Genomic DNA, 13,505 nt, shown 5'->3' with positions numbered 1-13,505 from the left:
GGGTATGATCTAGTACGAACCGAGCACACCGGATACACGAAACCAAAATGCGTACGATTGTTATGTGGTTGCTCGGTTGATCATAAAACAGGAGGGGTTAAACAGTGAAGTTAAGAAGTAAAAGTACCTTATTAATGTTGACATCACTAATACTGGCAGGAACATTGGCCGCTTGCGGTTCGAAGGAGGCTGCAACTTCCCCAACCGGCAAGCCAGCAGCTTCCACGCTGGCCAAATTAGATCCAGTTACATTGAAAATCATGTTCCCGGGAGATCCACCGGCCAATTGGAGTGAAGTGAAGGGAGAGATGGAGAATCGTCTTGCCGGTTCGCTTAATGTGAAGCTGAACGTGGTGTTTATTCCATGGGCGGATGTCCTTCAGAAACGCCAAGTCGCATTGTCTTCCGCGGAAGATTACGATCTGATTTGGGACAATAACCCGTATCAAAATATTGCAGCTGGGCTCTACGAACCATTAGACTCATTCATTGATAAGTATGGACCTGAGATTAAGAGCAACCGCTCTGCACAACTGCTAGAAGCCAACAAAGTGAACGGTAAATTGTACGCGGTACCGCTTGAAGTGAATTTCATTCGTCCATGGACGTTTGTTATACGCAAGGACATCCGGGAGAAGCTAGGCATTGCTCCGATCAAGAGCTTCGATGATCTGGTCAAATTTATGTACGCTGTGAAAGAGAAGGCTCCGGATATCACCCCGTATATTCCGAACGGCACCGAACATACTGGTTTGAAGATGGCAAGTATGCTGGATCCGAAAGCCAATCTTGCCGCTATCTCGAATTATCCTGGACTGTATACCAAAGGCAATGATGGAAAGGCCTATAATATCTTTGATAATATGGACCCGATGATCATGAAAAATTTCGAACAAAATCACAAGTTCTACCAGGATATGATTCTTGCCAAAGATGCCCTCATTCTTAAAAATGCGGAGTTTGCTAAAGGAAAAGCAGCTGTATCAACCTTCAATGATTTCGGTGTAGCTCTTAGCACCCGAACTTCTCTAGAAAAGTCAGTTCCGGGAGCTTCCGCAGAAGCAATCAGTTTGTATGATCCCAGTATGAAGATGGCCTCAACTTTCAAAGCAGGAAACTTCATTGCCGTCCCGGTAGTCAGCAAAAACAAAGAACGCGCCATTCAATTCGTCAATTGGTTAAACCAAAAGGATAATTACGACTTGCTTGCCTACGGAATAAAGGGTAAGAACTGGGAAGATTCGGGCGAGGGACTTTTCAAACCCATCAAAGAAAGCCCTTATGCTGGTATTCCTTTCGCGTGGGGCTGGAACTCCAAGTTGGATCGGATCGATGCCAGCTTGCCTGAAGATGTTATCAAGTTGAACAAGTGGCAGCGGGATCCTAACAATTTTACTACAGATATTCTTGCCGGATTTACTTTCGATCCAAGCCCGGTATCCAATGAAATTGCACAATTGAGCAATGTGGGTAAAGAGTTGTATGATCCAATTATATTGGGTCTAATTGAACCGAAAGAGGGTTTAGCGAAGTTTAAGGATAAGGCTTATGCTAATGTCAAGAAAGTCCAAGTTGAGTATCAAAAGCAGCTGGATGCGTACCTAGCCAGTAAAAAGAAGTGAACTGCCCTAAGAGCCGGCGACCTTGACCCAAGGTCCGCCGGCTTTTCATATTAGTAAACTCCGGACTTCCGTGTGTGATAGAATTCAAACCTGCATGGGCTGTTACAGTTCAAACTCATTGATAAAAGCAAGACTATACGCCAGCTCCACGAATGAGTAAGATACAGTCACATACGAAAGGAAAGGTGAGCATTATGATACTGGAACTCAGGAAGAACAAGTGGCTGTATGCTATGGCGCTTCCCGTAATTGTGTACGTTTTTATTTTTTCTTATTTACCGATGTCAGCTCATGTATTGGCCTTCAAGCAGTTTATACCTGTTAAAGGTATCTGGGGGAGCAGATGGGTGGGACTCGACAATCTCATGTTTTTTTTCACGGGTCCGGATTGGTTGGCGGTTACTTTAAACACAGTATTTTTGAACCTTCTGTTCATTACGGCAGGTACAGTGAGCTCTTTATTAATTGCCCTGCTGATGAATGAAATAAGACATGTATTCTTCAAGAAGGTGACCCAGTCACTCGTGATCTTGCCGCATTTTATTTCCATTATCGTCGTTAACCTGATGGTCCTTAATTTCTTTAACGGGCAGGACGGCATGATCAATCAGCTGCTGAAGGATGTTGGCTTTCAGCCGGTTGATTGGTTTCAGACCCCTTCGGTCTGGCCTATGTTGCTGACGATCATATTCGTGTGGAAAGGCGCAGGGTGGGGTTCGATCATTTATCTTGCGACCATAACCGGCTTCTCCGAGGAATATTATGAAAGCGCGCGAATTGACGGCGCCAAACGCTGGCAGCAGATCTGGCATATTACCTTGCCGTTGTTGCGGCCGACCATTATCGTTCTGACGCTTCTCTCTTTGGGACGGATCTTTTACGGTGATTTTGGCTTGATTTATGGAATTATTGGAGATAATTCTCTGCTCTACAAGGCTACGGATGTCATTGATACTTATACGTACCGATCCTTAAGGGATTTCTCGAATATGAACAGCTACAGCAATGCTGCGGCAATAGCATTATTCCAGTCGGCCATGGGTTTTATCACCATTCTTTTCTTCAATTGGATTGTCCGCCGAGTTGATAATGACTCAAAGTTATTCTAGAGAGGAGCTTAAGTATGATAGTGAAACAACGAGATGCATCTCAATGGACCGTGTCCGCTGTGGCATATGTATTCATAGGTTTTTTTGCCCTGATTTGCCTTATTCCCTTTTGGCTTGTGTATATCGGGTCGTTCACAGCGGAGCATCAGATTGTTAAAGGCTTCCAAATGTTCCCTACGGAATTTACGCTTGATTCCTATCTTTTCTTATTTAAAGGCAGTCAAGTGTACAGAAGCAGCTTTGTTTCCATATTCGTTACTGTGGTCGGTACCGTCGGGGCCGTGCTCATGACTTCCATGTTTTCCTATGTCGCCTCTCATATGAAGGTGAAATATCGGAATTTCCTTTCCTTTTATATTTATTTAACGCTGCTGTTTGCACCCGGTTTGGTCGGCTATTATTTGCTCATCTCCAACTGGCTGAACTTACGGGACTCGTTATTGGCGTTGATCTTGCCGCATATGTTCTCCGTTTTTAACGCATTCTTGATGACCTCCTATTTCCGGACGCTTCCGTTTGAATTAAATGAGGCGGCGACGATGGATGGGGCGCATGAGATGTATATCTTCTTCCGGATTATTTGGCCGGTCTCGATGCCTGTCATTGCAACCATCACCCTGTTCTATGCGCTTTCGTACTGGAATGACTGGTTTAATGCGCTGTTGTTTATTGACAATCCGGAGAATCATCCGTTGCAGATGATGTTAAGAAGAATCGTGTCCAATGCGCAGAATCTGGATTATTTAAATGCGAATGTTAACATTGCAGTTTCCGCGTCAGGTGTTCAGCTTTCGACGGTATGTATTACGATCGGGCCGATCATCTTCTTGTATCCATTCCTACAGCGCTATTTCATCAAAGGCTTAACGATTGGCGCGGTCAAGGGATAGTTTTGATCACTCACATTGTAGTCTGTGGATTTCATAATCTCAAAAACAGGAGGAACATCTTCATGAAGCCGCATTTCCGATATTCCCCGCAGCCGGTGCTCGAACCGGTTCCTGGTTGTGAGTGGGCAAGCAAAATGGTGCTAAACCCAGCTATTGTAAAAGATCCGGCTTCTGATAAGCTGCATATGCTCTTTCGGGCTACGGGTCCTTGGTCTCAAAAGCACAAGGAAGGTAAGTACGACCCATATCCGATCTTTCTGGGGTACGCAGCAAGCAGCGACCTAGGCAAGACGTGGGATGCCGACTTTTCCAGGCCAGCACTTGCTCCTGCTCTGAATGAGGGGTTCGAAGACATCTACATTACAGATATACACGGTAATCGGGTGCGCGATTATTCCAACGGTTGCATCGAGGATCCGCGCATATTTCCAGTGGAAGGGGAGCTGTATCTTTCCGTGACGACTTCCCGGTTGTGACGCATCGATGCTCTGAGCGTTTAATGTACGCTCAACAGGCTTGGGAAATGCCGAGCGATTATCCTTCGCCCTGCTTGTTTACAACAGGTGGAATTATTGCAGGAGATGATCTGATTATGTCTTATGGCGCTGCAGATCAAAAGGTGGGTATTTGTTGGGTGAATTTCGCTGAGCTGGTTGCGTATGTTAAGCAATTTGACTCTGAAGGTCGGAAGATGGAGGAGTAATACAGACGAGTAAAGTATTGAATCGGCGCAGGAAATCGAGGATATCGATGATGTGCCGATTAAACCCAATATTATGTAAGCGCTTATATTTCTGGATGGAATGAGAGGAGGTGATCGATATGCAGCATCAAAATCAATTTTTCATTAAAGATGACTAAACAGATGCTTTCGAAGTAAGTTTTTTTCGTTTGTAAGCGAATTCTTAAAAACTTGTAGGAAAAAGAGGAGGTTAAAAATGATGGGGAAATGGCGTAAATGGTATCCAACCCGTGTTTTGACAGTATTTCTGGCACTCATCATGGCAGCAACGTTTATCCCTGCCGGAGGCGTTCATGGGGCAGGAACTCTGCTTAAAACCGGCAATTATAGCTACAGTGTCGCACCGAATGGGGGCAGTTCTCCGGACAAGGGAGTAACCGGATTGATATCCTCAGCCAATGGCGTGCTGCTTGACGGATCAACCACAACGTATGCCGGATTCATGGGTAGCGGCACGGGTACCCCAGGGAGCGTACAGGTTGTATTTGACTTGTTGAAGGATTACCCGTTGGACAGTATAAACGTCGTGCTGAACTCACCCAATTCGTTTTGGGGATTTAATGAGTTTACGGTAAAATACCGCCCGGAGGCTTCGGAGTATTACTATATTGCTGACAAACACACCAGAACACCAGGAATAACCTCAACGAGCCCAAGCTCAGATTGGAACTATTCGGTCAACATACCGATGTCGAACAAAACGGCCAGATTTATTATCATCGATATTAAGCGTCCTCATGCCTTTCAGCATATCCCCCTCACCGAAGTTCAAATTTATAAAGGGACCGGACAGGAAGGCGTGAATCCCGGATCTGCGCTTACTGCTGAGCAAATGGCTCTCGAACTGAACAAAGACAGCTTATTGGCAGAAAATTTGCTTAAAACCGGAAATTATTACTTTAGCGTTGCCCCGAATGGAGGCAATAGTCCAGACAAAGGAGCAACCGGGCTCGTATCATCAACCAATGGAGTGCTGCTTGATGGATTAACGACAACATATGCAGGATGGACGGGGAGCGCGACTGCCCCAGGAACTATACAAGTAGTATTTGACCTGCTGAAGGACTACCCGCTTGACCGTATAAACGTCGTCCTGAATTCACCCAATTCGGCTTGGGGATTTAAAGAGTTTACGGTAAAATACCGCCCTGAGGCTGTAACGGATTATTATTATATTGCTGACAAACACATCAGAACACCTGGAATAGTCTCAACGAGCCCAAGCTCAACCTGGAATTATTCAGTCAACATACCGATGTCGAACAAGACGGCCAGATTTATTGTCATCGATATTAAGCGTCCTCATGCCTTTCAGCATATCCCCCTCACCGAAGTTCAAATTTATAAAGGGACCGGACAGGAAGGCGTGAATCCTGGACCGGCGCTTACTGCGGGGCAAATGGCTCTCGAACTAAAAAAAGACGGCTTAATGGCAGACAAGTACGGGCAGTGGGTTTATGAAACCTGGCCTGGAAAGGTAACATCCGACGAGCAGATGCAGCAGGAATATACGAATGAGGCGAATGCACTGTCAAATGTTTCACTTGATCTTGCAAAATTCGATCAGTACGGCGGGATTAAAAGTGGAGGAAGTTATACAAGCAGCGGTTATTTCAGACTTCAGCAAATCGATAACAAATGGTGGTTTATTTCACCGGACGGGAATAAATTTATTCTAAAAGGCGTGGATGCCACAAGTATATGGGAGTGGGGATACGGTACGGCGCTTAAAAAAGCTGACGGTACTCCAAGAGGGGTGTTTGAGGAACTTCCCGATCCAGTCGCTTATGCTCCTGCCTATGTAAACGATTCTAATGGCGAAAGAGTAAGCTTCGTCGTCGCCAATATTATGAAAAAATACGGCAGCAACTATGAGTCGAAATGGGAGGATATCACAAAGAAACGTTTGCTAGATTGGGGCTTTAATGCCTTCAGCAAGTGGACCAGACCCCAAAATATAACTTTTCCGTACATTAATGTCCTGCAAGACCCCGGCAACTTAAAAAGGATTCAATGGACTTACGATGTTTTTGACCCGCAGAGTGAAGCCATTATAGAGACCGCATTGACCCCTCAGCTTGATAAAGCGAAGAATGACCCGTGGCTAATCGGTTATAATTACGATAATGAGGCCGGATGGACAACCGATATTGTAAAAGATGTACTGACATATAATTCGTCGTCTGCGGCTAAAAGCGCTTTCGTGAATTTTCTTGCACCAAGGTACAACAATGATATTACTGCCGTCAACCAGCTTTTAGGTACGAGCGCGGTATCGTTTGACGAGTTAAAGAATATTTCGATCAATATAACCAAGGTGCCTGCTGCGGATGTATCGGAATATATCAAGCTAGCGTCCAGAACCTATTTCTCAACGATCAAAAATATTATCAAAAGACATGATACAAACCATCTGTTCCTAGGTTCGTCTGTAGTTCCCACCTGGCGGACCAGTCTGGAATGGGATTCGGCGGCAATGGAGTTTGTAGATGCATTTTCAGTGGACAATTACACGAACGATCCAAGTTGGATTTCCAGATATGAAGCTTTCGGAAAACCATTATTGAATCTGGAATATACATTTAGTACTACCCAGCGTGGGTTGTCACCCGTAAATGGGACTACAAGTGTGGCTACTATTGCGGATAGAGGTACGGCCTACAAATCTTTCGTGGAAAGCGAAACTTCACATCCGTTGTTTATTGGCTCAGGCTGGTTTTCGTACTTCGATCAAGCGGTTACATGGCGTAAAGACGGCGAGAATTTTAATATTGGCTTAGTAAACCAACAGGATCAGCCCTATACGGATATGGTAAATATCATGAAGATCGTCAATGCTGGCTTGGAGAATGTGCATACTTACGGAGTGAACCTCGCATTGGACAGACCGGTTACGGCCAGTTCATCCAAAACGGCTGCTTTAGTTACCGGGAACGCATTCGATGGGAAGACAACTACGAGATGGGGATCGAACTATACCGACAATGAGTGGATCTATACGGATCTCGGCTCAATGAAGACTGTAAGCAGGGTTAGACTTAACTGGGAGACAGCATACGGTAAAGAATATAAGATTCAGGTGTCGGACAATGCTGTAGAATGGACCGATGTATACAATACCAATACAGGGAATGGAGGCATAGACGATATCTCTTTCTCGACAACTAGCGCAAGGTATGTAAGGATGCTGGGTATACAAAGAGGTACCGATTACGGATATTCACTTTGGGAATTTGAGGTATATGAGCAGCCTGGAGCTGCGCAAGATGAGATTCCACCGGTTACTACAGATGACGCGCCTTCTGGCTGGAAGAATACAGATGTAATGGTATCGCTGGAGGCAACTGACGATCAATCCGGTGTCGAAAACACGCAATACCGGAATAATGACGGGCAGTGGCAACCATATTCGAATTTGATTACCGTTTCCGCTGAGGGTAATACCGTTCTGGAGTATATGAGCGTCGATAAGGCCGGAAACCCGGAATCCCCGAAGAGCGTGTCTATCAACATAGATAAGACGGCTCCGGTCACTACAGTTGGATTACCTCCGGCCAATGCCAACGGATGGTATCATTCGGATGTGAATTTGACCTTAAATGCGTCGGATACGTTATCCGGTATCCATAAAGTTCTATATCGCATCAATGGTGGACAATGGCTAATCTATGATGGCGCCATCGATGTTTCGGCTGAAGGAACGAATACGATAGAGTATCAAAGCAAAGATAAAGCAGGAAACACGGAAGAGCTAAAAAGTGTATTCGTGAAAGTAGATAAAACAGCACCGGAAATACAAGTGAAACAGAATAAGAACGAGCTGTGGCCGGCTAATCATAAAATGGTGACCGTAACGGCAGGCACTTACGGCACAATAGACACGATTTCCGGCATTCAGTCCATTGTTTTAAAATCCATCACCTCCAACGAGCCGGATGATGGTATAGGTGACGGAGACACCTCGCAGGATATTCAAAATGCAGACTTTGACACACCGGATTATATGTTTGATTTGAGGGCTGAGCGATCCGGAAGCGGAGGAGGACGGGTATACACCATTACTTACGTCGCTACGGATTATGCAGGCAACGAGAAAAAAGTAATATTGGCGGTAACCGTTCCGAAGAACCAATCCAGTTCACATCGCTTTTAACCTCTATTTTTATCCTGGCGCATATGGAGTGATACGCGTTTTCAAAAACGAAGCATTTCCAACTTGATTTTTGAAAATAATAAAGACGTGCGCCCCTAACCCATAGTTTGAATAAAACACAAATGACCCGTAAGAGGGCACTCTTCTAAAGTGTCCATCTTGCGGGTCATAGTTCTCTTACATATCTAGATAAGGTCTTGTCCGCTGTCACTTTCTGTATAGATGGATATAAGCACGATTGCCGTATCTTCCCCGATATTTCTTACCACATGGGGTGTGCATGAGTTCCAACTGAACGAATCGCCCTCTCCGAATTCAGCCGCATCCTCTCCCTGCTCTGCGTATATGCTTCCTTTAACGACGATATGAACCTCTTCACCTTCATGAGCATGAGGGACGTCCCCCGTCGAAGCCCCGGGAGGAAACTCTACAAGCATCATTTTTACGTTCTTTGTAGAGCTCAGATGCTCAACCTTCAGATTCTCGGAACCGCTTGTTGTGATTCTTCGTTCATTTTTTCGAACAATATTCATTCGATCTTCTTTCTTTAGAAGCAAATAAGCTAAAGGCACATTCAAAGACTGCGCTATATGTTCCAGCGTTGCTATGGATGGGGAGGTTTTATTCGTTTCAACCTGACTCATGAAGCCTTGGGACAAGCCGGTTTCTTCGCAAATTTGAGCGATGGTGATATTTTTTCTCTTCCGAATCGCTCGAATCGTGGAGCCGATATCCATTCTAATGCACCCCTTAAATATTAGTAATAGGAATTATAATTTTATATTAGCAATTTTAACGTTGACAAGTCAATGTAATTCGTTTTAAATTAGTTATATAAAATTTATTTCTTTATTACTAATATTATGTGGAGGGGAGAATACGAATGACGAAAGCAGCAGTTATTTCAATTATTATGCGTGTGGTGATGGGAATCATTTTTATGGTTCATGGAATCGACAAGCTTCAAATGGGACTCAGCAATGTCGAAGCGTGGTTCAGCTCTATCGGTTTACCGGGATTTTTGGCATATTTCGTAGCAATACTTGAACTTGTCGGCGGTATTATGCTGATTGTGGGATTGTTTACTCGTTATTTATCAGGATTGTTTGTAATTATGCTAATTGGTGCAATTGTAACAACGAAGCTTTCGGTAGGACTTCTGGGAGATGGGCAAATAGCTGGTTATGAGTTGGATCTTGGATTTATATTAGTTTTGTTGCATCTGGTTTTTGCTGAGCAGACGACTTTCTCAGTCGACCGTCTTATTATGAACAAACGCTGAGCATAACTTACTTTTTAGGAGGATTATTATGAATTCATTTTATCAATATGACGTTCATTTACCGGCCAACATGGATCAGGACAAGAAATATCCCGTAGTTTTTACCCTGCATGGCAAAGGCTCCAATGAAAAGAATATGTTAGGTTTGGTCGCTCCGCTGGCTGATGATTTCATCATTATCGGTATTCGTGGAAATTTACCGCTTGGAGCCGGGTACCAGTATTATGATTTGAAAAGTCTGGGCAATCCCATCCGAGAGATGTTTGACGAAGCGGTTAAACAACTCGAAGCATTCATATATGATGTGACAGAAAAGTATCCAATTGATCCAGACAAACGGTATTTGCTTGGCTTTAGTCAAGGAGCCATTCTGTCGATGACACTCGCACTTACGATGGGAGACGAGTTGAAAGGGATAGTTGCGCTAAATGGGTATGTTCCTGAATTTGTAAAGACGGATTATCCACTGAGAAGTGTGCAGGACGTATCGGTATTTATTTCCCATGGAGAGTACGATTCCGTGTTCCCGGTTCGGATCGGCCACGAGACCGCGGCGTATTTTAAGGATCAGACACCGCGTCTAGCCTTTCATTTATATCCGACGGACCATGGGGTTTCAGAAGAGAACCAATTTGATTTTCTGTATTGGCTTAAGCAGGATGCTGGTTTAACTTTTTAACTACAACTAAGGAGTGAAAATGATATGATGCCTTCCTATTTTTTCGCGCATGGCGCGCCATCAATCGTGCTTGAGGATAACGAATATACACAACTGCTTAAAAACTTTAAGGATAAGACACCTAGACCGAAAGCAATCGTGCTTTTTAGCGCTCACTGGGAAGAGTCGGTACAGACGGTCAGCGCGGCTGAAACGTATGAAACCATTTATGATTTTGGCGGGTTTCAGGATGAGCTTTACAGGATGACCTACCCGGCTAAGAGCGATCGTGCTCTAAGTGAGCATGTTCGAGCGCTGTTTGAAAAGCAAGGCATTCAGAGCGTTCTGAATGAAAGTAGAGGACTTGACCACGGGGCTTGGGCGGTTTTAAAGCTGCTTTATCCAGAGTCGGATATCCCGGTTGTCGCGCTATCCGTGAATCGTCATCTGAGTAACGAGCAGCAGTATCAAATTGGCAAAGCGTTGTCGGAACTTAGGGAACAGGATGTTCTCATTATCGGAAGCGGAGGAACCGTCCACAATTTAAGAAGATTGAAGTGGCAGTCTGAAGGAAACGATGAGTGGGCTGAGCAGTTCGACAACTGGATCCAGAATAAGCTTGAGTCATGGGATACTGAAGCGCTATTTCAATATCATGAACTGGCTCCTAATGCACAAGAAGCCGTGCCAACGAATGAACACTTTATTCCGCTGTTTCTCGCAATGGGAACTGGTGACGCCAATCGTCAGGCGAAACTGCTTCAACGCAGCTACCAATACGGCAATCTAAGCTTGAACTGCTGGCAATTTAATTAATAAAGCTAAATGAAAGAGGACGGATCGGATGAAATCCGCATTTAAAGCGGCAATGGAGAGGTTAATCATTTTCTCCATTGCCGCGGTTTATATTGTACAGCAGCTGACGCAGTTGGAGTTACTTACTCCTGTACTGGGTTGCCTTGTCTTTATGGGAATCGCTTTATTGCTGCCGAATCTGAAAGGGTTGACCTTTTGGCTTACAGTATCCTTTATGGGTATCGGGACTTTCCTCATGTTGTTTCAAAAAGTAGAGGCGTCGGTTTGGTTCGAATCCGCGAGAATAAATGTGACGATCGTTACGCTGTTCTTATTCGCACCGCTTTTTGGGATTCCGGTTCGGATTCCTGAATACGTCGAAGCCTTGAAGCGTTACTACGAAGAAAATTTTCGAAGCAAAGTAGCTTTATTCATAGGAACTCAGTTTCTTACACAAATTATGGGAGTGTTTATCAACGTCGGTTCGATCCCTGTCGTATATCAAATAGTCTTTGTAAAGCCGCAACCTGGTATGTCCCGGCTGCTTGCGAATGCGCTAAACCGGGGATTTGCGGGGGCGATTCAATGGTCGCCGTATTTCGCTGCGATGACGCTCGTAACATCAACGCTTGAGTTGCCTTGGTCCTCCGTTCTTCCTTATATGCTAGGAATGGCTGTCCTAAGCCTTGTCGTAAGCTTAGCGGTCGATTTCAGGGAACTGCAGGAGGCTGAAACTCAGCCACCTCAACAGGAACTGGCTGAGAAGCAGTGGGGGGCGGTTTTCCCGATAGGGCTCGGCATATATTTAATAACCGCTATAATCGCCATATTTATATTGGAGCGGTTGATTGAGCTGCCGATGGTGATGCTAATTTGTATGGCAGCGGTATTATTTCCGTTAATTTGGTGCATGGCTAAGGGGGCGATGGCCGTGTACAGACAAGAGTTAAAGAATCATGTTACCGTCACGTTACCCGCCTTGCAGAAGGAAATTACACTTTTCTTGGCTGCCGGCTTCTTCAGCGGTTCAATTGGGGCAACCAGGTTCGGATCCTCGGTTCCGGCCATGCTGGAACAAATACCGCTATCGGTATCCTTAACATTTTCGCTTTTCACGGTAGCCCTCATTGCGGGAACATCGTTAATCGGCCTTCATCCAATCGTACCGGTAACTATCCTTGCAGGCGGCATTGATCCGGCGAGTGTGCAGATCAGTCCGTTGTATTTCGCAGTGCTATTGTTGGGAAGCTGGAGCTTGTCCAATCCTACATCACCAGCCTCAGCCGTGAACAATTTATTGGCCGGTCTGTTTAAGAAGCCAGTATTTGAAATGGCCGTGCCGAATTACAAATTCGCTGGCTGCATGGCGATCGTGCTAATCATTTATTTGAAGGTTGTTGTGTTGTGAAGATGATTGTGTCGGAATTCCTATGCAGATTGAAAAGGAGAAGTATCCATGCCTGTAATACAAAGATTTGATCCTAAAGTGATTTCACTCCTACAAGAGAAAATAAAACTGATCAAAACGGACGAAGGAGCTGTATATCTTGTCGGACCCATTAAGCTGCCTGTTAACATATTCGGGGAAACAGTCCAGTTTAAATGGTACTGCTGGCTCAATTGCAACGAAGTGACTGAAGACTTTGAGTGTATAGTCGCCAAATTATCTTCTGCAAATTTAGCGGAATATCAACAATCGAGTGTACTTGTCCATGGGGATTTTCAAGATGCAGATAAAGCCTTGATTCGGTTTCACTCTATCTGTCATACCGGAGATATTTTCGGCAGCAAGCGATGTGACTGCGGATATCAGCTCCATCAGTCGTTGAAGCATATTGCTGAGCATGGAAGCGGCGCGTTATTTTATCTAGCTAATCATGAAGGACGAGGTATCGGGCTCTTTAGCAAAGCTCTTGCCTATATTTTACAAGAAAACGGATACGATACGGTGGATGCCAATCTTCAACTTGGTTTTGTTGATGATTCACGTGATTATAGCGACGCGATAAAGGTTTTAAAATCACTTCGGACAAAGCCGGTTACACTGATCACAAACAATCCCAAAAAATTAGATGCGCTCAGTAAGGCAGGTCTGGATGTAGAAGATCGGGTGCAGCTTTGGGGAGATGTCTCCGAATATAACGAGAAATATTTGAAAACGAAGATCAATCGGTCCGGGCACTTGAACGAAGACGAAGGTTGTTGTAATAATGACTAACCACGAATTTTACATGGATATGACAATGATTGTGAT

At 44.7% G+C, this 13,505-nt stretch carries 12 protein-coding genes; 11 read left to right on the top strand and 1 reads right to left on the bottom strand.

Translation table 11 applies throughout. The annotated features are described in order from the left end of the window. Nucleotides 1-104 precede the first annotated feature (104 nt). The 6 genes from AC58QG_RS02460 to AC58QG_RS02435 all read left to right on the top strand — a co-directional run bounded on the left by AC58QG_RS02460 (nucleotide 105) and on the right by AC58QG_RS02435 (nucleotide 8,516). A complete protein-coding gene (locus AC58QG_RS02460; protein ID WP_497360423.1) occupies nucleotides 105-1,622 on the top strand; it encodes an extracellular solute-binding protein in 1,518 nt (505 codons plus the stop codon). Nucleotides 1,623-1,816: 194 nt separating this feature from the next. Then, entirely contained in the window at nucleotides 1,817-2,731 is a 915-nt protein-coding gene (locus AC58QG_RS02455) for an ABC transporter permease (protein ID WP_497360421.1), read from the top strand. A gap of 14 nt (nucleotides 2,732-2,745) precedes the next feature. Further along, complete coding sequence (locus AC58QG_RS02450) at nucleotides 2,746-3,621, top strand: carbohydrate ABC transporter permease (protein ID WP_497360419.1); 876 nt, start codon at nucleotides 2,746-2,748, stop codon at nucleotides 3,619-3,621. Between the two features lie 62 nt (nucleotides 3,622-3,683). Next, nucleotides 3,684-4,097, top strand: coding sequence for a hypothetical protein (locus tag AC58QG_RS02445; RefSeq protein ID WP_497360417.1), 414 nt, complete (start codon nucleotides 3,684-3,686; stop codon nucleotides 4,095-4,097). Further along, nucleotides 4,094-4,324: a hypothetical protein gene (locus tag AC58QG_RS02440; protein WP_497360415.1), complete on the top strand. Its 231-nt coding sequence runs from the start codon at nucleotides 4,094-4,096 to the stop codon at nucleotides 4,322-4,324. Before AC58QG_RS02445 ends, AC58QG_RS02440 begins: the two co-directional genes overlap by 4 nt. Before the next feature lie 235 nt (nucleotides 4,325-4,559). Then, nucleotides 4,560-8,516 (top strand): discoidin domain-containing protein, encoded by a 3,957-nt coding sequence (locus AC58QG_RS02435; RefSeq protein WP_497360413.1) that lies wholly within the window; start codon nucleotides 4,560-4,562, stop codon nucleotides 8,514-8,516. A gap of 185 nt (nucleotides 8,517-8,701) precedes the next feature. Here the strand turns inward: AC58QG_RS02435 and AC58QG_RS02430 are convergent, their stop codons facing one another. After that, entirely contained in the window at nucleotides 8,702-9,253 is a 552-nt protein-coding gene (locus AC58QG_RS02430) for a helix-turn-helix domain-containing protein (RefSeq protein ID WP_497360411.1), read from the bottom strand. Nucleotides 9,254-9,399: 146 nt separating this feature from the next. Here AC58QG_RS02430 and AC58QG_RS02425 point away from each other — a divergent pair, with 146 nt between their 5' ends. Genes AC58QG_RS02425 through AC58QG_RS02405 form a run of 5 tightly spaced genes read left to right on the top strand, consistent with a single transcriptional unit; the run spans nucleotide 9,400 to nucleotide 13,469 of the window. Further along, nucleotides 9,400-9,798: a DoxX family protein gene (locus tag AC58QG_RS02425; RefSeq protein WP_497360409.1), complete on the top strand. Its 399-nt coding sequence runs from the start codon at nucleotides 9,400-9,402 to the stop codon at nucleotides 9,796-9,798. 28 nt (nucleotides 9,799-9,826) lie between these two features. Continuing rightward, on the top strand, nucleotides 9,827-10,477 hold the full coding sequence (locus AC58QG_RS02420) for an alpha/beta hydrolase (RefSeq protein WP_497360407.1): 651 nt from the start codon (nucleotides 9,827-9,829) through the stop codon (nucleotides 10,475-10,477). Between the two features lie 24 nt (nucleotides 10,478-10,501). Next, nucleotides 10,502-11,272, top strand: coding sequence for a dioxygenase family protein (locus AC58QG_RS02415; protein ID WP_497360405.1), 771 nt, complete (start codon nucleotides 10,502-10,504; stop codon nucleotides 11,270-11,272). Nucleotides 11,273-11,300: 28 nt separating this feature from the next. After that, nucleotides 11,301-12,659, top strand: coding sequence for a hypothetical protein (locus tag AC58QG_RS02410; protein ID WP_497360403.1), 1,359 nt, complete (start codon nucleotides 11,301-11,303; stop codon nucleotides 12,657-12,659). A 48-nt stretch (nucleotides 12,660-12,707) separates the two neighbouring features. Further along, nucleotides 12,708-13,469 carry a GTP cyclohydrolase II gene (locus tag AC58QG_RS02405; protein WP_497360401.1) on the top strand — a complete coding sequence of 254 codons (762 nt, stop codon included), beginning with the start codon at nucleotides 12,708-12,710 and terminating at the stop codon, nucleotides 13,467-13,469. The last annotated feature ends 36 nt before the right edge of the window (nucleotides 13,470-13,505 follow it).

The organism is Paenibacillus sp. J22P169, assembly GCF_059691995.1.
This window is presented reverse-complemented; position numbering and strand designations above follow the sequence as displayed.